General features: G+C 61.9%; 18 protein-coding genes. 9 read left to right on the top strand and 9 right to left on the bottom strand.

Features of this window, described 5'->3' with window-relative positions; all coding sequences use genetic code 11:
- Positions 1 to 38: 38 nt before the first annotated feature.
- Positions 39 to 1,313, bottom strand: coding sequence for an NAD(P)/FAD-dependent oxidoreductase (locus RC54_RS01235; protein WP_174526097.1), 1,275 nt, complete (start codon positions 1,311 to 1,313; stop codon positions 39 to 41).
- 892 nt (positions 1,314 to 2,205) lie between these two features.
- Here RC54_RS01235 and RC54_RS01225 point away from each other — a divergent pair.
- The 4 genes from RC54_RS01225 to RC54_RS01210 are packed head-to-tail and all read left to right on the top strand — an operon-like array spanning position 2,206 to position 5,854.
- Positions 2,206 to 2,871 (top strand): haloacid dehalogenase type II, encoded by a 666-nt coding sequence (locus RC54_RS01225; RefSeq protein ID WP_061789457.1) that lies wholly within the window; start codon positions 2,206 to 2,208, stop codon positions 2,869 to 2,871.
- Between the two features lie 32 nt (positions 2,872 to 2,903).
- Positions 2,904 to 3,971, top strand: coding sequence for a phosphotransferase (locus RC54_RS01220; RefSeq protein ID WP_061789456.1), 1,068 nt, complete (start codon positions 2,904 to 2,906; stop codon positions 3,969 to 3,971).
- Positions 3,968 to 5,320 (top strand): aspartate aminotransferase family protein, encoded by a 1,353-nt coding sequence (locus RC54_RS01215; RefSeq protein WP_061789455.1) that lies wholly within the window; start codon positions 3,968 to 3,970, stop codon positions 5,318 to 5,320. The genes RC54_RS01220 and RC54_RS01215 overlap by 4 nt, the downstream gene beginning before the upstream one ends.
- Positions 5,321 to 5,350: 30 nt before the next feature.
- On the top strand, positions 5,351 to 5,854 hold the full coding sequence (locus tag RC54_RS01210; protein ID WP_061789454.1) for an Lrp/AsnC family transcriptional regulator: 504 nt from the start codon (positions 5,351 to 5,353) through the stop codon (positions 5,852 to 5,854).
- 75 nt (positions 5,855 to 5,929) lie between these two features.
- Here the strand turns inward: RC54_RS01210 and RC54_RS01205 are convergent, their stop codons facing one another.
- The 7 genes from RC54_RS01205 to RC54_RS01175 form a co-directional block, all read right to left on the bottom strand.
- The gene (locus tag RC54_RS01205) at positions 5,930 to 6,694 is read right to left on the bottom strand and encodes an enoyl-CoA hydratase (protein WP_061789453.1); all 765 of its coding nucleotides are present in this window, start codon (positions 6,692 to 6,694) and stop codon (positions 5,930 to 5,932) included.
- A gap of 104 nt (positions 6,695 to 6,798) precedes the next feature.
- Entirely contained in the window at positions 6,799 to 7,995 is a 1,197-nt protein-coding gene (locus tag RC54_RS01200) for an acetyl-CoA C-acyltransferase (RefSeq protein ID WP_017451861.1), read from the bottom strand.
- Between the two features lie 50 nt (positions 7,996 to 8,045).
- Positions 8,046 to 10,433 (bottom strand): 3-hydroxyacyl-CoA dehydrogenase/enoyl-CoA hydratase family protein, encoded by a 2,388-nt coding sequence (locus tag RC54_RS01195; protein ID WP_058893935.1) that lies wholly within the window; start codon positions 10,431 to 10,433, stop codon positions 8,046 to 8,048.
- A 230-nt stretch (positions 10,434 to 10,663) separates the two neighbouring features.
- The gene (locus RC54_RS01190; protein WP_061789452.1) at positions 10,664 to 12,454 is read right to left on the bottom strand and encodes an acyl-CoA dehydrogenase C-terminal domain-containing protein; all 1,791 of its coding nucleotides are present in this window, start codon (positions 12,452 to 12,454) and stop codon (positions 10,664 to 10,666) included.
- Between the two features lie 18 nt (positions 12,455 to 12,472).
- Positions 12,473 to 13,177, bottom strand: coding sequence for a TetR/AcrR family transcriptional regulator (locus RC54_RS01185; RefSeq protein ID WP_044531327.1), 705 nt, complete (start codon positions 13,175 to 13,177; stop codon positions 12,473 to 12,475).
- Between the two features lie 206 nt (positions 13,178 to 13,383).
- On the bottom strand, positions 13,384 to 13,845 hold the full coding sequence (locus RC54_RS01180) for a hypothetical protein (RefSeq protein ID WP_061789451.1): 462 nt from the start codon (positions 13,843 to 13,845) through the stop codon (positions 13,384 to 13,386).
- 93 nt (positions 13,846 to 13,938) lie between these two features.
- A complete protein-coding gene (locus RC54_RS01175; protein WP_058893932.1) occupies positions 13,939 to 14,313 on the bottom strand; it encodes an RNA-binding S4 domain-containing protein in 375 nt (124 codons plus the stop codon).
- A gap of 173 nt (positions 14,314 to 14,486) precedes the next feature.
- Here RC54_RS01175 and RC54_RS01170 point away from each other — a divergent pair, with 173 nt between their 5' ends.
- Positions 14,487 to 16,865 carry a type VI secretion system Vgr family protein gene (locus RC54_RS01170; protein ID WP_244216427.1) on the top strand — a complete coding sequence of 793 codons (2,379 nt, stop codon included), beginning with the start codon at positions 14,487 to 14,489 and terminating at the stop codon, positions 16,863 to 16,865.
- A 42-nt stretch (positions 16,866 to 16,907) separates the two neighbouring features.
- Here the strand turns inward: RC54_RS01170 and RC54_RS01165 are convergent, their stop codons facing one another.
- The gene (locus RC54_RS01165; protein WP_058897451.1) at positions 16,908 to 17,621 is read right to left on the bottom strand and encodes a FadR/GntR family transcriptional regulator; all 714 of its coding nucleotides are present in this window, start codon (positions 17,619 to 17,621) and stop codon (positions 16,908 to 16,910) included.
- 213 nt (positions 17,622 to 17,834) lie between these two features.
- Here RC54_RS01165 and RC54_RS01160 point away from each other — a divergent pair, with 213 nt between their 5' ends.
- From RC54_RS01160 to RC54_RS01145, 4 genes are read left to right on the top strand one after another with little or no spacing between them, the layout of a single operon-like run.
- Positions 17,835 to 19,010, top strand: a complete 1,176-nt coding sequence (locus RC54_RS01160; RefSeq protein WP_061789450.1) for an alpha-hydroxy acid oxidase — start codon at positions 17,835 to 17,837, stop codon at positions 19,008 to 19,010.
- Positions 19,011 to 19,048: 38 nt separating this feature from the next.
- Positions 19,049 to 19,732, top strand: coding sequence for an amino acid ABC transporter permease (locus tag RC54_RS01155; protein WP_061789449.1), 684 nt, complete (start codon positions 19,049 to 19,051; stop codon positions 19,730 to 19,732).
- Positions 19,733 to 19,744: 12 nt separating this feature from the next.
- On the top strand, positions 19,745 to 20,392 hold the full coding sequence (locus tag RC54_RS01150) for an amino acid ABC transporter permease (RefSeq protein WP_017451849.1): 648 nt from the start codon (positions 19,745 to 19,747) through the stop codon (positions 20,390 to 20,392).
- Positions 20,376 to 21,104 carry an amino acid ABC transporter ATP-binding protein gene (locus tag RC54_RS01145; protein WP_017451848.1) on the top strand — a complete coding sequence of 243 codons (729 nt, stop codon included), beginning with the start codon at positions 20,376 to 20,378 and terminating at the stop codon, positions 21,102 to 21,104. The genes RC54_RS01150 and RC54_RS01145 overlap by 17 nt, the downstream gene beginning before the upstream one ends.
- Positions 21,105 to 21,138: the final 34 nt, after the last annotated feature.

Below are 21,138 nucleotides of genomic sequence, written 5' to 3'. Positions count from 1 at the left end.
GCCGAAGGTCGAAACACTTGTCTCCGTACTTGCAACTGTCATTGCAACCGGTCCTTGAGCCGATACCACGCTCCCACGAAAGGCAGGAACCAGGGCTTGCCGACATGACCGGGAATGGCCGGCCAGGCAAAATCCTTCCAGGGATTGAGATCGGCCCGGCCATCCATGATCTCGGCCATCATGGTCCCCATCAGGGTCGCCATGTGGGTGCCGTGACCGCTGTAACCCATGGAATAGAACACGCCGTCACGCTTCCCGGCACGCGGCAGACGATCGACCGTCATGTCGACCATGCCGCCCCAGCAATAATCGATGCGCACCCCCGCCATTTGCGGGAAAACGCTCAACATCTGCTGACGCAGGATCTCACCGCTCTTGGCGTCGGACTTTGGATTGGAGACCGCAAAGCGCGCGCGGCCACCGAAGAGCAGTCGGTTGTCGGGCGTGGTGCGGAAGTAATTGACGAAATTCTTGGTGTCGGTGTACATGCGCCGGGTCGGCAGCAATTGGTCCAGCAATGCCGCCGGCAAGGGCTCGGTGACGATCAGGAAGGCGCCGACCGGCACGATGCGACGGCGGATCCAGCCGAAGGGGCCGACCTGGGAAATGCCGCTGGCCAGGAGCACCTGCGTGGCGCGCAACTGCCCCCGGGGCGTGCGCACCAGATAGCCGCCGGATTGGCGTTGCAGGCCCAGCACCGGAGTCTGTTCCAGGTAACTCACACCATGCCGCTGCGCTGCCTGCGCCAGCCCGCGCACGTAGCGGCCCACATGCATCCCGGCGCTCTTTTGCATGAGCAGGCCACCGAAGTAGCGGTCGGTGCCGACTTCATCGCGCAACTGCGTGCTGGTCAACAACCGCGTCTGCGCATCGACACTGCCAGCCAGCAGCTCCTGGCTGCGCGCTAGCTTGTCATAGTGCTCGGGCTTGGCAGCCAGCTTGAGCTTGCCATGGCGGGCGAAGCTGCAATCGATGGATTCTTCCCGCACTAGGCGCTCGACCGTATCGACCCCGGCATCGAAGGCCAGGTACAGACGGTTGGCGCATTCGCGCCCGAGCCGCTGCGACAGCGTTGCATAGTCCTGAGCGAATCCGTTGTTGCACATGCCACCGTTACGCCCGGACGCGGCGCCACCCACGATGTCGGCTTCGCAGACCACTACCCGCGCACCCTTGCGCGCCAGCGCCAGTGCCGCTGCCGAGCCAGTGATGCCGCCGCCGACCACCAGCACGTCGCAACTCCCCGCTGGCAGGTCCGGGGTCTCGCTGACAAAGGGGAAAGAAGTATCCAGCCAGTACGACTTCAGTTGCATCATGGGCTCCAACGAACAAACCGCTGTATGAGGATTAAGGAACGGTGAATGCCAACCCAGATGGCATTGGCGACGCACCAAAAGCTGGCCACCTTGCCCCAGGCCGTGTCGTTAAAAAGCGGCTGGGATGGTAGGGGTGCGCATCGACGATGGGTTCCACGCCGCTGACCAGGTCGGCCGCAACCGGTGGCAAGGTAGGGGTATCGATCTGAATGAGCGGGGGCGACATGGGCAGTGTTCCTGGTGGTAAGTCTGGGATGTGGGGCTGAAAAGTAGGGCGCGAGTGATTAGAACTCATTTCATCAATAGACGTGAGTGCGAGCGAGTCCCGTTTGGGATGAAGTGCAAGGCGCGAATTTGGGTCAAGACTGGGCGTCTTGACCCAAATTCGTAACGCAGCAATTCGCCCAAACGGGCCGCTCCCTTCGGGTTCTGCTCAGAAAGGGCGCTGGCCGCGTTGCGCTCCTTGCCAGCGCCCTTTCTGGGCAGAACGCATCTCACGCCTATTGATGAAATGAGTTCTAGCCTCTCTCCCGATTGCCAAATAATTATGCGACCTCAATTTACGGCGATGATTAACGCTCCTTGAATCCGACATTAAATTGAATTTAATGTCGGAACACGCACCGCAATGGCGTAGAAAATTCGTTGAGCAAGGGATCAACAAGCGCCTCGACGCAACTTGAGAAAAGTCTGACATCTGCCTCCACAAAGAGGTTGCAGCCACACAGGAGAGTTCCTGAAACGGTGTTGCCAACGAGACCGCGCCATGCAAAATGCCAGAAAGGTCTCGTTTATAAGTAGAAGCTGCTCCAATCTCCCGACAATAAAAAATATTTGTTTCGTGCAGCCGGCCATACTTCTTCCATCCACCACGAAGGAGATTTCCGCCATGATTTTCAAGCCCAAGTTCATCAGTTTCGACTGCTACGGCACCCTCATCAACTTTGAAATGGGGCCGACCGCCAAGGCCTTGTTCGCCGACCGCGTCACGCAAGAGCGAATGTCCGCATTTCTAGACAGCTTCCGTTTCTATCGGCTCGATGAAGTGCTGGGGGCCTGGAAGCCTTTCTTCAATGTCGTAGAGAATTCCATCCAGCGCACCTGCCACGCACACGGTGTCCAATATCGTCCCAGCGATGCGCAAGCGCTCTACGATGCCGTTCCGACCTGGCAGCCGCATCCGCATGTGGTGGAAACGCTGGAGAAGATCGCGCCGCATATTCCACTGGTGATCCTGTCCAACTCCATGATCGACCTGATTCCACACAGCGTGGCACATCTGAAGGCCCCGTTCCATGCGGTCTATACCGCCGAAGAGGCACAAGCCTACAAGCCACGCGCCCAGGCATTCGAATATATGTTCGACCAGCTTGGCTGCGGCCCGGAAGAGATGATGCATTGCTCATCGAGCTTCCGTTACGACATGATGTCGGCCAACGACCTGGGCTTCATGTCCAAGGCTTTCATTGATCGCAATCATGAGCCCTTCTGCGATGGTTATGGCGTCAATCGCCTGACCGATTTCCGCCAACTGGCCGGCCTGGTAGGCCTTTGAACACCCGCTTCGCCTGACCGGGAATCTGACCCATGATGCAAGTACAAGCTCCGCTCGCAAGCACCGCGCTCAACACAGCCGCTCCCGATCTGGCTTTGCCGGAGCTGGAGCAACTGGCAGCGACGTTCTATGGCATCGAGGGCCAGGCGCGTGCCCTGGCCAGCGAACGAGACCAGAACTGTTGCATCCAATGCGCCGACGGCACGCAGTATGTCCTCAAGATAAGCAATCCCTCGGAGGATGTCGTCGTCGTGAACTTCCAGATTGCGGCACTGGATCACATCGCAGCAGTCGCTCCTGATCTGCCGACCCCACGTGTGGTACGCACGCTGGACGGACAGACCACCGTTCCCCTGCGAATGCAAGACGGCAGTACTTGCACGGTACGCATGTTGACCTATCTGGACGGCGTACAGATCAAGGGAACCGTGCACACCCCCGGTCAGCGCATCGCCATGGGCCGCAGTCTGGCGCAGTTGGACCTGGCGCTGCGCGACTTCAGCCATCCGGCCGCACATCACGACCTGCTCTGGAATGTCTCGACCGCCCATCGTTTGCACGACAAGATGGAGAGCCTGATCGACCCGACGCACCGTCAACTGGCGCAGCGGTTCATGCAGCGCTTCACCGAGCATGTACTGCCGCGCTTGCCGCAAGTACGCGCACAGGTCATCCATAATGACTACCATCTCTACAACACGCTGGTGGCCCCGCATGAGCAGGAGCGCATCACCGGCATCATCGACTTCGGCGACATGCTGCACGCACCGCTGGTGGGTGAGGTAGGCACGGCCGCTGCCTTCCATATGACCGGCAATGCCGATCCCTTCGAGGCAGCGGCGCAGTTCATCGGGGCCTATCACGAGGTCTTGCCACTGACCGATCTCGAATTGGAGATCGTCACCGACCTGATGGCCACGCGTCATCTCATCACGGCACTCATCACGCAATGGCGTGTACTGCGCTACCCCCACAATCGGGCCTACATCATGCGCCACAACCCTGCAGCCTGGGAGGGTCTGGCACAACTGGATGAACTGTCTCGCCAGGAGGCGCGTGACCGCCTGCTTTCAGAAATCCGCCACAGGAGAACGACATGAAAAAAAGTACCACCGACCTGAACATGGTCAACGCCTACATCCCCGGTCGCGCCGATGTCGGCCCGGTCACCGGGGCCCTGATCGAACGCCGCGACGCCCTGCTGGGCCCGGCCTACCGCCTGATGTACGAACACCCGCTGCACATCGTGCGTGGCGAAGGCGTCTGGCTGATCGATCCGCAAGGCCGGCGCTATCTCGACGTCTACAACAACGTCACCTCGCTGGGCCATTGCCATCCTGCGGTCACCGAAGCCATCTGCACCCAGGTCCAGACCCTGGCCACCAACACCCGCTACCTGCACGAAACCATCCTGGAACTGGCCGAGCGCCTGCTGGCCACGGTGTCTGAAACGGCGCTGGCACACCTGATGCTGACCTGCACCGGCAGCGAAGCCAATGACCTGGCCTACCGCATCGCCAAGGTCCACACCGGCGGCGTGGGTGTGATCGTCACCGATACGGCCTATCACGGCATCACCGACGCCGTCTCGCAGTTCTCGCCGTCATTGGGCACCACGGTGAACCTGGGCGCGCATGTGCGCCTGGTACCGGCGCCGCGCAGCTACCACGCCGAAGGCGCCGACCTGGGAGAACGCTTCACGCGCGATGTCGAGGCCGCCATCGCCGACCTGAAGCGCCATGGCATCCAGCCGGCCGCACTGATCGTCGATTCACTCTTCACCAGCGATGGCATCCTGCCGGGGCCGGAGGGCTTCCTCAAGGGTGCCGTAGAAGCCATCAAGCGTGCCGGAGGCCTGTTCATCGCCGATGAAGTACAACCGGGATTCGGCCGCACGGGTGAGCACATGTGGGGCTTCCAGCGCCACGGCGTGATCCCCGATATCGTGACCATGGGCAAACCGATGGGCAATGGCCAGCCGGTAGCCGGCCTGCTGGCCACGGCTGACGTCTTGCAGGAGTTCGGCCAGCGCTCGCGCTACTTCAATACCTTCGGTGGCAACACGGTGTCATGTGCCGCCGCACTGGCCGTGCTCAAGACCATAGAGAATGAAGCACTGATTGCTCATGCGCAGCAGGTCGGCTCGGTCTTGCTCAACGGCCTCAGCGCCCTGGCCGAGCGTCACGCAGCCATTGGCGACGTGCGCGGCGCCGGCATGTTCGTAGGGGTGGAGCTGGTGACTGACCGCCACACGCGCGCGCCTGATCGCAGTCTCACCAGCGAAGTAGTGAACCGGATGCGCCAGAAGGGTGTATTGCTCAGCGCCTGCGCCATGGGCCACAACGTCCTGAAGATCCGCCCGCCGCTGGTGTTGACGGCGCAGCAGGCCGGCCTGGTGGTCCAAGCGCTTGATGAGTCGCTCAACGAAGCCAGGACGGCCTCACGGTGACAGCTACCGCGACGATGATATGATCAATCCATGCGACCCACAGAGCCCCTCGACCGTACCGACATCAAGATTCTCGAGCACTTGCAGCGCGAGGGGCGCTGTTCGAACGTGGAACTGGCCGAGGCGGTCAGCTTAAGTCCCAGCCCTTGCCTGACCCGCACCAAGCGCATGGAAGAGAGCGGCATCATCGCCGGCTATGGTGCGCAGATCGCCCTGGACAAGCTGGGCAGCCATGTCGAGGTGTTTTCCGAGATCACCCTCGGCAGCCACCGCCCGGCCGATTTCCGCAAGTTCGAACAGGGCGCCGCCAGGTACCAGGAAATCGTCGAGTGCTACAACGTCAGTGGCGGCTACGACTACCTGCTCAAGATCATCGCCCCCACCGTATCGGCATTCCAGGAATTGATGGAGCGACTGCTGGAGGAGGAAATCGGCATCCAGAAATTCGCCAGCCGGATCGTGTTGCGGCATCCTTTTGCGCAGCGTGTGGAGCCGGTGGCGGTGATTGCGACGGGGAAGAGCAGTTGGAAGTAGCAGAGGCACCTGATTGTTGATCTATATTTAAAAATAACCCGCTCCAGCCCGCAACGCGCAGGAGATTGAGTCCCCCTAACTGAACTGACGGAAATCCGGCTTACGCTTCTCAAAGAATGCTGTGAACGCTTCCTTGGCCTCGGGCTCGGTCAACATGCGCGAGAAGTGTTCTATCTCGACCACCATCTGCTGTTCGGTGGCGGTCACACGGTTCTTTTTCATCAACTGCTTGGTCAGGCGGATCGATGCAGCCGGCAAGGCAGCCAGCTTGGCTGCCTGCTTATGCACATAGGCAAGCAACTCCTCCACCGGCATGACGCGATTGACGAAGCCCATCTGGCAGGCTTCGTCGGCGCCGAAGGCTTCGCCCAGCAACAGCTTTTCGGCGGCGCGCTGGTAACCGGCGATGTGCGGCAACAGCAGCGATGAGGCGGCCTCGGGGCACAAACCCAGTTGCGTGAAGGGCATCGAGAACTTGGCATTGTCGGCCGCATAGACCAGGTCGCAATGCAGCAGCAGCGTAGTGCCGATGCCCACAGCCACGCCCGCGACCGCCGCCACGATGGGTTTACTGGCATGGCTGATCTGCCACAGAAACTGGAATACCGGCGCATCCTGGGTCTTGGGTGGATGCTTCAGGAAGTCTTCCAGGTCGTTGCCGGCCGAGAAGGCTTGCGGCTTGCCGGTGAAAAGGATGGCACGCACCGCACTGTCGGTTTCGGCATCCTTGAGGGCATCGGCCAGTTGCTGGTACATGGCGGCGGTGATGGCGTTCTTCTTGTCTTCGCGGTCGAAGTGGATGGTCAGGATGCCATCGGCCTTGGTCAGTTGGATATCCATTCGTACGGGTCTCCTTGATTCTTATAAATGATTTATATGATTCATGAAAAAAGCCGCACAGCAGGAGCAGTGCGGCTTTTTTGTTCAGGCCTGGCGCGCGTGGATCAGACGCGTTCGAAGATGCCCGCTGCACCCATGCCGGTACCCACGCACATGGTCACCATGCCGTACTTCAGGTTCTTGCGGCGCAGTGCATGGATGGTGGTAGCGGCACGGATGGCACCGGTGGCACCCAGCGGGTGGCCCAGGGCAATCGCGCCGCCCATGGGGTTGACCTTGCTCGGGTCCAGACCGAGATCGCCGATCACTGCCAGCGCTTGCGCAGCGAAGGCTTCGTTCAGTTCGATCCAGTCGATCTGGTCCTGGGTCAGGCCACCGGCCTTCAGGGCCGCCGGAATCGCTTCCTTCGGGCCGATGCCCATGATCTCAGGCGGCACGCCGCGCACGGCGAAGGAGACGAAACGCGCCAGCGGGGTCAGGTTGAATTGCTTGAGGATCTTTTCCGAGACGATGATGAGTGCACCGGCACCGTCCGAGGTCTGCGAACTGTTGCCAGCGGTGACGCTTCCCTTGGCGGCGAACACCGGCTTCAACTTGCCCAATGCCGCCAGGTTGGAGTCGGCACGCGGACCTTCGTCCAGGCTCACGGTGCGGGTCTTGATGTCGATCTCGCCGGTAGCCAGGTTGGGGAAGCGTTCGACGATCTCGAAGGAAGTCATCTCATCGGCGAACTCGCCGGCCTGCTGGGCGGCGATGGCCTTCTGGTGCGAGGCCAGCGAGAATTCGTCCTGGGCTTCGCGCGAGACCTTCCATTGCTGCGCCACCTTCTCGGCGGTCAGGCCCATGCCATAGGCCATGCCGACGTTCTCATCCTTGAAGGCATTGATGTTGATCGACGGGTGGAAGCCCATCATCGGCACCATCGACATCGACTCGGCACCAGCGGCGATCATGACATCGGCTTCACCTACGCGGATGCGGTCGGCGGCCATGGCGATGGCGGTGATGCCGGAGGCGCAGTAGCGGTTGATGGTGACGCCGCCGATGGTGTTGGGCAGGCCGGCCAGCAGCACGGCATTGCGCGCCATGTTCAGGCCTTGCGCCCCTTCGGGGAAGGAGCAGCCGACGATGGCGTCCTCGATCAGCTTGGGATCCAGGCCCGGCACCTGTGCCACGGCGGACTGGATGGCGCGCACCAGCAGGTCATCCGGGCGGGTGTTCTTGAACATGCCACGCGGCGCCTTGCCGATGGGGGTGCGGGTGGCGGCGACGATGTAGGCGTCTTGCAGTTGTTTGCTCATTACCAAATCTCCTTGGACTCTCCCTCCTCTTCAAGGGGAGGGAGGTTTCATTAATTGCGCACAGGCTTACCGGTTTGCATCATGCCCATGATGCGTTCCTGGGTCTTGGGGTGGTTGAGCAGTTCCATGAAGAACTTGCGCTCGATGTCGAGCAGCCATTGTTCATTGACGATGCTGCCCTCTTCCACCTCGCCACCGGCGACGGTCTCGGCAATCATCTTGCCCAGCTTGAAGTCGTGCGCCGAGATGAAGCCGCCATCGCGCATGTTGACCAGCTGCGCCATGATGGTGGCCAGGCCGTTGCGGCCGATCACCGGTACCTGCGGCGGCAGTTGCGGGCGGTAGCCGGCGTCGAACAGCGCGCGCGCCTCGACCTTGGCCACGTGCAGCAATTCATAGGGATTGAAGACGATCACATCATCCTCGCGCAGGTAGCCCAGCTTGCGCGCTTCCAGTGCCGACTTGGAAACATTGGCAGTGGCCGCAGCCAGCATGTATTCCTTCAGGAATTGCAGGATGTCGTTACCCTTGGCTTCGCGGGCGGCGCGCACCGCCGCTTCCTTGAGACCGCCACCGGCCGGGATCAGGCCTACGCCCACTTCCACCAGGCCGATGTAGGACTCGATGGAGACCACGCGCTTGGCGGTATGCAGCAGCAGTTCGCAGCCACCACCCAGGGCCAGGCCAGCAACGGCCGCAATGACCGGCACGCTGGCGTACTTCAGGCGCTGGTGCGCCTGCTGCAACTGATGCACCACCGGTTCGATCGCCTTGACGCCGCCGGACATGAACAGCGGCAGCATCGATTGCAGGTCGGCACCGGCCGAGAAGGCGCCGCCTTCGGCGGCGTCCGGGTGCCAGATCACCAGGCCCTTGAAGTTCTGCTCGGCTTCGGTGACGGCCTTGTTCATGCCATCGATCACGCCTTGGCCGATGACGTGCATCTTGGTCTTGAAGGACAGGATCAGCACATCGTCGTTCTGGTGCCAGATGCGCACCGATTCGTCTTCGAAGACGGTGGTACCGGCGCTCTTGCCATCGGCGGCACCCTCGCCCACCAGCGGGGCGCGGAAGGCCTGGCGCTGGTAGACCGGCAGTTCGGAACGGGCGACGTCGGTCTTCTTCGAGGGCGAATACGAACCCTGTTCCGAATGCACGCCGTCACGGCCATCGAAGACCCAGTCAGGCAGTGGGGCATTGGACAAGGCACGGCCGGCATCAATGTCTTCCTTGACCCATTGCGCGATCTGCTTCCAGCCCGCGGCTTGCCAGGTCTCGAAGGGACCGACGCTCCAGCCGAAGCCCCAGCGCATGGCGAAGTCGAGGTCGCGTGCATTGTCGGCCACCGACTCCAGATGCACCGCGATGTAGTGGAAGGCATCGCGGAAGATGGCCCACAGGAACTGGCCTTGCGGATTGGTGGAATCATGCAGCGCCTTCATGCGCTTGACCGGGTCCTTTTCCTTCAGGATGCGGGCGATGATGTCATCAGCCTTGCCACCGCCGGGCACGTAGTCGCCCTTGGCCGGGTCGATGCGCAAGATGTCCTTACCCACCTTCTTGTAGTAACCGGCCCCGCTCTTCTGGCCCAGTGCCCCCTGCTCGACCAGCTTGGCCAACAGCGGTGGGGTGGCATAGGTGGAGAAGAAGGGATCATCCTTCAGGTTGTCCTGCATGGTACGGATGACGTGGCCCATGGTATCCAGTCCCACCACGTCGGCGGTGCGGAAGGTACCGGACTTGGCGCGGCCCAGCTTGGCGCCGGTCAGGTCATCGACTACGTCGACCGAGAGACCATACTTGTCGGCTTCGATGATGGTGGCCAGGATACCGAACACGCCCACGCGGTTGGCCACGAAGTTGGGGGTGTCGAAGGCACGCACCACACCCTTGCCGAGGGTGGTGGTGAGGAAGGCTTCGAGCTGGTCAAGAATGTGCGGCTCGGTGGACTGGGTCGGGATCAGCTCGACCAGGTGCATGTAGCGCGGCGGGTTGAAGAAGTGCACGCCGCAGAAACGCGCCTTCAAGGCAGCGTCGAAACCTTCGGAGAGGGCATTGATCGACAAGCCCGAGGTATTGGTGGCGAAGATGGCCTTGGGCGCGATGTGCGGGGCGACCTTCTTGTAGAGGTCATGCTTCCAGTCCATGCGCTCGGCGATGGCTTCGATGATGAGGTCGCAGCCTTCCAGCACGGCCAGGTCATCTTCGTAGTTGGCGACCTGGATCAGGGCCGCATCATCCTTGTTGCCCAGCGGCGCCGGACTCAGTTTCTTGAGGTTCTCGATGGCGCGTTGCACGATGCCATTCTTCGGGCCTTCCTTGGCCGGCAGATCGAACAGCACGACCGGCACGCGGGCATTGATGCAGTGGGCGGCGATCTGCGCCCCCATGACGCCCGCGCCGAGCACGGCCACTTTTTTGACGATGAAATTGGACACGCAAATCTCCTTTGCTGGTGCTGCAGACATGAAACATGAATTCGGGGCCTGGCAAGCGGCTGTGCCGCTCAGAGCGAACGACTACTTTACGCCTGTTTGTCTGTTTGGCCTTGCGGCTGCTCACAGGATGCCCTGCCGTGGTGACGTAGCCGTGACGCCATCCCTGGCCTCATTGCGGTAGATCAACGCCGCACGCCGGCCTGCAGCCCGCACGCGGCGTGGTATTGCGCTCAGAACAACTGTGCGTCCAGCGCCATCAGGTTGCCGGCACCCGAACGGGCTTGGCGGATCAGCATCGCGGTTTCCGGCAGCAGGCGGGCGAAGTAGAAGCGCGCCGTGGCCAGCTTGGCGGTGTAGAAGGCGTCGCCACTGTCCTGCTTTTCCAGCGCGATCTTGGCCATGCGCGCAAACAGGTAGGAGAACACCAGGTGACCCACCACGCGCAGGTAAGGCACGGCAGCGGCGCCGGCTTCATCCTGGTTGGCGAAAGACTTCATGCCGATTTCCATGGTCAGCTTGGCCACCTTGTCGCCGATGTCGGCCAGCGGGGTGATGAATTCGGACATCGACTCATCGGTGCCATGCTCTTCCACGAAGGCCTGGATCTGCGCGCCGAATTTCTTCAGCTTGGCGCCGTTGTCCATCAGGATCTTGCGTCCCAGCAGGTCCAGCGACTGGATGGTGTTGGTGCCTTCATAAATCATGTTGATGCGGGCATCGCGCACGTATTGCTCCATGCCCCATTCGGCGATGTAGCCGTGGCCGCCATAGACCTGCAGGCACTCGGAGGTAGCCATCCAGGCGTTGTCGGTGAGGAAGGCCTTCACCACCGGGGTCAGCAGGGCCACGATGTCGGCGCTGTCCTTGCGCACCTGTTCGTCGGGGTGGGTCAGTTCCTTGTCCAGCTCCAGGGCGACATAGGAGGTAAAGGCACGTCCCCCCTCGGCGAAGGCCTTGGCGGTCAACAACATGCGACGCACGTCAGGATGCACGATGATCGGGTCGGCCGGCTTGTCAGCCGCTTTCACGCCGGACAGGCTGCGCATCTGCAGGCGGTCCTTGGCATAGACCAGGGCGTTCTGGTAGGCCACTTCGGTCAGGCCCAGGCCTTGCATCCCCACGCCCAGGCGCGCCGCGTTCATGAACACGAACATGGCCTGCAAGCCCTTGTGCGGCTGGCCGATCAGCCAACCGGTGGCGCCGTCCAGGTTCATCTGGCAGGTGGCATTGCCGTGGATGCCCATCTTTTCTTCGATGGCACCGCAGAAGATCGGGTTGCGCGCGCCCAGCGAGCCGTCAGTATTGGGGAGGAACTTGGGAACCAGGAAAAGTGAAATTCCCTTCGAACCTTCTGGCGCATCGGGCAGACGCGCCAGCACCAGGTGAATAATATTTCCAGATACGTCGTTCTCCCCTGCGGAGATGAAAATCTTGTTGCCGGTGATCTTGTAGGAACCATCGGCCTGCGGCTCGGCCTTGCTGCGCAGCAGGCCCAGGTCGGTACCGCAGTGCGCTTCGGTCAGGCACATGGTGCCGGTCCACTCGCCCGAGACCAGCTTGGGCAGGTAGAGCTGCTTCTGTTCATCCGAACCATGCGCGTGCAGGCATTCGTAGGCACCGTGCGACAGGCCGGGGTACATGGTCCAAGCCTGGTTGGACGAATTCAACATCTCGTAGAAGGAATTGTTGATCGTCAGCGGCAGGCCCTGGCCGCCGAATTCCGGGTCACAGGACAAGGCCGCCCAGCCCGCTTGCACATATTGCTGGTAGGCCTCCTTGAAACCCTTGGGCGTGGTGACCGTCTTGCTGTCGCGGTCGTAGTGGCAACCCTCGCGGTCGCCCGAATGGTTCAGCGGGAACAATACTTGCGAAGCGAACTTGCCGCCCTCCTCCAGCACCTGGTCGACCAGCTCGCGGTTGGTGTCGGCATGGGGCGGCAGTTCTTTGAACACTTCCTCGACCTTGAGCAGCTCGTGCAGCACGAATTGCATGTCGCGCAAGGGGGCGTTGTATTGGGGCATGAATGTCTCCGGACGGGTTTAGGCTGCCTTCCTGGCAGCCGATTTTGAATGCTTGGCGGGTGCGGCCTGAGTGCTGCTGTCGCTGCCTTGCGGGCGATAGCTGTCAATCAGGCGGCGGAAACTCGCTTCGGCGCGCTCGACGCTGCCGGGGATGTGCAGGAAGCGCGCATCGTGATGCAGGGCCAGGATCAGGCCATACATTTCATAGACCATCTGGCTGACCTCGATGTCGGCGCGCAGATGGCCGGCTTCCATGGCCTGCCGGATGCAGCGCTCCAGGGCATCGCGCCAGGCCTGGACCATCGCCACCAGGTGATCGCGAATGGCGCCGGGGCGGTCGTCGTATTCAACCGCGCCGCTGATGTAGATACAGCCCAGCGCGATTTCCACCGTGACCTGCTTGATCCAGCGCGCGAACATGCCTTCCAGGCGCGGCAGGCCGCGTGGTTCCTTGATGGAGGGATAGAACACCTCCTGCTCGAAACGATTGTGGTACAGCCGCACGACCTCGATCTGCAAGTCCTCGCGCGAGCCGAAGTGGGCGAAGACACCGGACTTGCTCATCTTCATCTTCTCGGCCAACAGACCAATGGTGAGCCCTTCCAGCCCGTCACGGCTGGCCAGCTCCAGCGCCACGTCCAGAATGGCGGCGCGGGTCTGCTCGCCCTTGCGCAGGAACTTGGGCCGGGCGGGCGCGGTGGTCACCTTGCTTGTCTCTGTCATCGTTATCTCTTTGATATCCATCACCAGGGCGTGAGGGAAAGGAAGTCGTTCACCGGGCGCGGCTGCATGGCCGCTGCTCCTGGTCGCATGAATTTATCTTCACACAGAATTAATTCGAACGATCGTACTATTATTCATCGCGCCGCAAAAGTCAAACAAAAAAATCAGCGTGCCTGATGCGGGCGGATTTGCCATGCAGCAAGCATTCAGGCAGGCGCGGAAGGAGAAGTGGTGGCACCCAGCAGGTCGTGGGCATCCAGCAGGGCGTAGACGATGGTGGGGTTGTTTTCAAGGCATTTGCGGATGGCCGCGGGAATGGTCTCGCGCGTCTTGCGGCACAGGCCGGGTTGCTCGGCCAGGTGGATCTGCAGGCCGCGCACGGTGCGCACTTCGTTGGGGCCGGGGCTGATGTGCAGGTGGATGCCGAGGTTCTTGCGCATGAGGCTGCCCACGTGCAGCAGCTCTTCATAGCTGGCCACGCGGGTAATGCGTTCGATCAGACGTTTTTCTTCTTCGCGGGTCAGCCACAGCACGCGCGCCTCGGGGGCGTGCAGGCATTCCAGCAGGGCTTCACGCTGGCAGTCGCAGGCGCCGGGCGGGCACTCCTTGCGCAGGGGCCGCGCCACCGGCATGGGTGATACGGGTTCGGAGGGGACTACCTGGGACATCTGCACCTTCATACCGGGAGTGGAGAAAAGACAGGTCGGGGAGATCGGCCCTCATGTTACAACGAGCTCGCCGTGTGGCGGCAACGCATCGATTCAAGAAGAGGAACGGTCCAGCAGGCGCCGGTCGCGCTTGGTCGGCCGTCCCTTGATCTCGGCCGAGGGTTCGCGGAACAGGCGATGGCGCTCGGCCTGGGCGGCACGCCGCGCGAGGCTCTCTTCACTTTCCTGGTAGAGGGTCGCGGCAATGGCGGCCGAGCCACGCTTGTCGGCGATGCCGGTGACCAGCACTTCCCATTCGGTTGATCCATTGTCGATCTGCAGGCGGTCGCCGGTCTTGACGTTGTGGGCCGGCTTGGTGCGCTCGCCGTTGAGCTTGATGCGGCCGCGGTCCACGGCTTCGGTGGCTTGCGAGCGCGTCTTGAAGAAGCGCGCGGCCCAGCACCATTTGTCGATGCGCGTTGTGTCCATGCTGTTGGGGATGGGAGAGAAATGGTCTGGCGGTAATTATCGATATTTTTCTAAAAATATACACAAGAAAATCGGGAAACCTGGTCTTTATTGGGCTCATCGCTTCCCCGGCGGGTCGGTGTACTTATGCTTTGCGGCTTGCTCAACCAGCCTTCATTGCCCCGGTACCCGCCATGACCGACAACCTCTCGACAGTCACGACTGCCTTCGCCCAGGCCATCCTGACACAGCAATACCGCCCCCTTCGCTTACGCTGGAGCCAGCGTGAAGCGCATCTCTCCCAACAACTGCTGGTGCAACGGGTAGAGCTGCGCGAAGCGCTGCTGGAGGGAGTGGAAGGACAGCTGACTTGCCTGTCCATCAATCCCGATCTGCCCCTGCAAGAACTGCTGGGGCAGCCGATCGGCATAGAGATGGTGACCGACCGCGGCGGCCTGCACCATATCAATGGCTTGATCACCGATGCGCGGGCCGGCCATGCCGATAGGGCACTGCGGGTCTATCAGTTGACGCTACGTGATGCGCTCTCGGTGATGGGGGAACGGATCAACACGCGTATCTTCCGCAGCAAGAACGTACCGGCCATCCTTGAGATCATGCTGCGCGAATGGCGCCAGCGCAGTCCCGTACTGGCCAGTGCCTTTTCCTTCGACCTCGACCGGCTCGACGATGCACGCTATCCGATCCGCGAGATCAGCCATCAATTCAACGAGTCTGATGCGCACTTCATCGAACGGCTTTGCCGGCGCGAGGGTATCACCTGGTACATCGCTACGCCCCAGACATCGGACGGTATCGACACCTCAACCACGCCAGCTCACACCCTGGTGTTCTGCGACCAGGTGGCGCTGCTGCCGCAAGCCAGTGCGGCCAGTGTGCGTTATCACCGCGACGGTGCCACCGAAGAACGCGACAGCATCAGCGCATGGAGCTGCGAACGCAGCCTGACGCCGGCCAGCGTGCAACGCGCCAGTTGGGACTATAAATCGTTACGCATCAATGACGTGGTCAGCCATGGCATCGTGGACCAGGGAAGGGCCGGCACCGAACTCGGATTGGCCATCACCGATCGCTTCATCGAGGCACCCCATGTGGCAGAGAATCTGCTGGACCAGGTACGCCTGGCCGATGCACGCATGTCGGCGCACGAAGGCCGTTGCGAATCCTTCCAGGCCAGTGGCAGTGTGCGCGACCTGGCGGTAGGACACTGGTTCGTTCTGGAACGGCACCCCGATATGCGCTACCGGAATGCCTCGCAGCGCGAATTCATCGTCACCTCGCTGCAGCAGCGCGCCGAAAACAATTTCCCCAAGGTCTTGCAGGATCCCATCCAACGACTCTTGCCGGAACTCCAGTGGCAAGCCGGAGTACCGCAAGGTGCAAGCGATCTGCGCTATCACAACCACCTCACTTGCGTGCGGCGCACTGCCTCGCTGAGCCCGCATTACGATCCACGCCAGCATCTACCTGCCGTGCATCCGATCACGGCGCTGGTGGTGGGGCCGGCACAGGAAGAGGTGTACTGCGATGCATTGGGACGCATCAAGGTGCAGTTGCAGGGCCTGCAAGCGGAAGACCACGCCCATGCCCAAGGGGCGGGCACCAGCGGCCATGACCAGGACAGCGCCTTCGTACGCGTATCGAGCGCCTGGGCCGGGGCAGGCTATGGACACGATGCCGTGCCCCGGGTCGGCATGGAAGTCCTGATCGATTTTCTCGGCGGCGATCCGGACAAGATGTTCGTCGCCGGGGTCCTGCACAACGGCCTCAACCTGCCGGCGCGCTTCAGCCACGCTGGCGGTTTGCCGGGCAACCGTTTCCTGTCCGGCATCAAGTCCAAGGAGGTCGATGGCGCGCGCTACAACCAGTTGCGCCTGGATGACACCCCCGGCCAGATCAGCACGCAATTGGCCAGTGAACACCAGCACAGCCAGATCAACCTGGGCTATCTGACCGAACCACGCTACGACGGCCAAGGCAGTGATCGTGGCGAGGGCGTGGAAACCAGAACTGACGGACACGGCGTGCTGCGTGCCGGCAAGGGCGTCCTGATCACCGCGCACCGCCAGGACCGGGGACGCGGCCGCATCCTGGAGCGTGCCGTCCTGCTGGAGACACTGCGCGATCTGCAAGAGCTGGCGCAGCGCCTGAGCCAGGATGCAGCCAGGCATCACGCCGAGGCGACCGATCTGGCCCAGTTGGAACGCATCAGAACCCAACTGCAGGCCTGGGATGCGAGCGAGCCCGCCAGCGGCGCAGTGCACACCGAGACGCCCATGATCGCCGTGGACGCACCGGCGGGCGTGAGCATCACGAGCCAGGACGCCATGGTGTTGGGCTCAGCGCAACACATCGACATGGTCAGCCAGACCAATACCCAAGTCAGCACAGGGCGCAGCCTCCTGATGCGGGCCGGCGAGATGTTTGTGGCCTTTGCGGCCAAGCACATGAAGCTGATCAGCGGCAAAGGCAGCATCAAGGTACCGTCAGGCCGCAAAGACATCACGATTCATAATTTCATTCCCGCCGACACCGCAGGCAATCGCTCGTGACCTTGTCACTTCTTTTCTGCCACCTGAATGGGGCAACCCGGTTCAGCTCAATTGCTTGCGCGTCATGGTGCGCTTGAGCGACAACTTCAGATGTCGCTGCATCGCCGCCTGCGCCTGGATGGCATCGCGGGCCTCGATGGCTTCCAGAATCTCGCGATGCTCGTGCAGCGCCGTGAACCAGCTATCTTCCGGTTCGTAATGATCCAATAGCTTGGCCGAGATCGGATCCTGACGTTCGTCGTAAAGCCGGGCCACCGTCTGCACCAGTACCTCGTTATGGGTCATCTGGGCGATACGAATGTGGAATTCGCGGTCAGCGTGGGCAGGGCTCCTGCCTGCCTGGCATTCGCACTCCATGGTGTCGTAGATCGCGCGCAGCGCCTTGACATCCCTGGGCTTGGCCAGCGGCGCAACCAGGGCGACAATCGCGCCCTCGAAAATGGCCCGCGCTCCCATGATGTCGCTCAGGCTGTTACCCATTTCCTCGACTGTCGCATCCTCCTTGTGCAGCTCCGGCGGAACTGTCTGCGTCAGGTAGACCCCCGATCCCATGCGGATCTCCACCCTTCCCTCAAGCTCCAGGGCGACCAAGGCTTCCCGGATCGAGGGCCGCGACACGCCCAATTGTTCGGCCAGCGCACGCTCAGGCGGCAAGCGGCCTTGGCTGGTAAAGCCAGGCTGATACATCACGGTCCGCAGGCGGTCCGCAATCTGGAGGTACAGGCGACGGGAGTCGGGCGATTTCTGGCTGGACATCGTGTTAACTAATCTGGAGAAGCCGACAAGCTGGCCTTTGGAACAGTTTGTCAGGGTTTTTGGCGATTGTCTCACAGGCGCGGACATCATTTCGGCCTTACCAATTTTGATTTATAAAAATAATTTGCTTTTGGCTTGACCAATTTATACACTGCCGAGCAAGTCAGGGGGTCAAGCCGCTGACATCCACGAAGTGCAATCGGGAGAGCCGAATTGGAACGTCGTCTATACACCGGGACGGACTTGCAACGTGCCCAGAGCATCGAGGAACTGCGCGCCATCGCGCGCAAGCGAGTTCCCAATTTCTGTTTCGAATATGTCGAAGGCGGCGCCGAAGAAGAAATCAGCCTGCGTCGCAACCGCGAGGTATTCAGCCACATCGGCTTTCTGCCGCGCACCCTGGTGGATGTCTCGGTGCGCCGCCAGGCACGCAAGCTGTTCGGTCAGGAGATCGCCTCGCCCTTCCTGATCGGCCCGACCGGCTTCAGCGGATTGCTGGCCCGTGAGGGAGACATTGCCATGGCAAGCGCAGCTGCGGGTGCCGGCATTCCCTTTGTCTTGACCAATGTGTCCACCACTTCGCTGGAAGAGGTGGTGCGCCGTTCCGGGGCGCAGGTGTGGCAACAGGTCTACCTGTATCGCGACCGTGCTTTCGTGGCCAGCGTGGCGCAGCGCGCGCAAGCCGCAGGCATCGACACGCTGGTGCTCACCACCGATAGCGCCGTCTATGGCAAGCGCGAATGGGACGTGCGCAACTTCAGCAGTCCGCGTCGACTGGACTGGCGTAACAAGCTCGATGTGTTGTGCCATCCGCGCTGGCTCATCGACATCCTCTACCCGCACGGCTTTCCCCGCTTCGCCAACCTGGGCGATCTGTTGCCGGCCGATCAGACCAGCGTGCGAGGCGCGGCGGCATCCATTCTCGGCCAATCACTGTCACCGGCGCTGGACTGGCGTGATGTGCAATGGCTGCGCGGCATCTGGAACGGCAAACTGGTCTTGAAAGGAGTGATGCAGGTGCAGGATGCACAACGCGCCGTGGCGCTGGGCGTGGATGGCATCGTCCTCTCCAACCATGGCGGGCGCCAGCTCGATGGCGCCTTGTCGACGATGGATGTGCTGCCTGAAGTCGTCGCTGCCGTGAAAGGACAACTGACGGTGATGCTCGACGGCGGTTTCCGACGCGGCGCCGATATCGTCAAGGCCATCGCCCTGGGCGCCGACGCCGTCCTGCTGGGTCGCGCCACCACCTACGGCTTGGCCGCTGGCGGTCAGGCGGGCGCAGCACGTGCACTGGACATCCTGCGCAGCGAAGTGGACCGCGTGCTGGCGCTGCTGGCTTGCCCGGATATCGATCAGCTTGATGCAACCTACCTGCGCCGACTCTAGACGCAACAGTCCTTTCATCCCGAGAGCGAGGAGCAGACATGCATTACGAATTCGATTTCGCCAGCGTCGCCGCGCACTGGCCGCTACTGTTGCAAGGTGCCTGGAGCACGATACAACTGTCCTTCCTGGCCACGCTGCTGGGCTTCTTGCTGGGCGTGGTCTGTGCGGTGGCACGTGGCAGCCGCCATGGCTGGCTGTGCGCTGCAGTGGGCGGCTATGTCGAACTGATCCGCAACACGCCACTGCTCATCCAGTGCTACTTCCTGATCTTCGGGCTTTCGTCGGTGGGGATCACCATGCCCGTCATGGCCGGCGCGACGATGGCGCTGGTCATCAATATCGGCGCCTATAGCTGCGAGATCGTGCGTGCCGGCATCGAGTCCATCCAGCATGGCCAGATCGAGGCCGCGCATTGCCTGGGGCTGTCGCCGCTGCAGGTGTTGCGGCACGTGGTACTGCAACCGGCGGTGGAGCGCGTCTGGCCGGCCCTGACCAGCCAGTTCGTCTTGATGATGCTGGCCTCCAGCATTCTCTCTTCGGTGGGCGCGGAAGAATTGCTGGGGGTGGCCAATCGCGTGCAGTCCGATACCTTCCGCAACTTCGAGGTGTTCCTGGTGCTGTGGGTGCTCTATCTGGCCCTGTCCTGCCTGATGCGGGCCGGTTTCTGGATGCTCGGGCAACTGGCCTTCACGCGCCGGCGCAAGCTTGGCACTCCCCTTTGAAGGAGAGCAAGCATGACGCATGAACAGTTTCTTTCCTTGCTGCAGGGCGCCTGGGGCACGCTGCTGCTGTCAGCGCTGACGCTATCGCTGGGCGCGATGGCGGGTCTCATTCTGGCGCTGGCGCGGGTCTCGCCCCTGGCAGCCGTACGGCATATGGCCAGCGCCTGGATACAACTGATTCAGGGCACGCCCTTGCTGGTCCTCATGGGGATGTGCTTCTACGGCCCGGCACTGGCCGGCATCGGCACGGTCGATGCATTGCCGGCGGCGGCCACGGCGATGGTGATCTACGCCAGTGCCTTCCTCGGCGAGATCTGGCGCGGCTGCATCCAGGCCGTCCACAAGAGCCAGTGGGAAGCCGCCGAATGCCTCGGGCTCACGCGCTGGCAGCGCATGTGGATGATCGTCTTGCCGCAGGCCCTGCGCATGGCTACACCACCGACCGTGGGCTTTGCGGTGCAAGTGATCAAGAACACCTCGGTGGCTTCGCTGGTGATCGGCTTTGCCGAACTTTCCTACAACGCCAAGGTGATCAACAACTCCACCTTCCAGCCCTTCCTCTACTTCGGCAGCGCCGCACTGTTGTATTTCGCCATGTGTTACCCCCTGTCGCGCTGGAGCCGGGCGCTAGAAAGGAAACTTCATGCACACCATCGTTGAATTGCAGGCCGTCCATAAACGCTTCGGTAACAACGCGGTGCTGCGCGGCGTCTCCTTCAAGGTCGCGCGCGGTGAAGTGGTCGCCATCATCGGCAAGAGCGGCTCGGGAAAGAGTACCGCCCTGCGTTGCATCAACCGGCTGGAGCAGATCGACGCAGGCCAGATCAGCGTCTGCGGCCATGCCGTCCATACCACGCAACTCGATCTGCGCGCCTTGCGCCGCGATGTGGGTATCGTCTTCCAGAGCTACAACCTGTTTGCGCACCTGACCGTGCTGCAGAACATTACGCTGGGTCCGACTGCCGTAAAGCGCCTGGCGCCCGCAGAGGCGCAGGAACTGGCGCGGCAGGTGCTTGAGCGCGTCGGCCTGGGCGACAAGGCACAGGCCTATCCCGAACAGCTTTCTGGTGGCCAGCAGCAGCGCGTGGCCATTGCCCGCTCGCTGGCGATGCAGCCGCAACTGATGCTGTTCGACGAAGTGACCTCGGCACTCGACCCGGAACTGACCGGCGAGGTGCTCAAGGTCATGGAGCAGATGGCGGCCGAAGGTATGACCATGATCCTGGTGACGCACGAGATGAGCTTCGCACGACGCGTAGCGGACCAGGTGATCTTCATGCACCAGGGCCAGGTGTGGGAGCAGGGTGGGCCCGACATCCTTGACTCCCCCGCCACACCGGAACTGCGCAACTTCGTGGGCACCGGTCTGTAACGCAGAAGCTATCCCCCGCCACCGTTGTTCCAAC

The organism is Herbaspirillum rubrisubalbicans (genome assembly GCF_003719195.1).
GTDB classification, from domain to species: domain Bacteria; phylum Pseudomonadota; class Gammaproteobacteria; order Burkholderiales; family Burkholderiaceae_D; genus Herbaspirillum; species Herbaspirillum rubrisubalbicans.
Note: the sequence above shows the minus strand (reverse complement) of the source record. Positions and strands in the feature narration are given on the sequence as shown.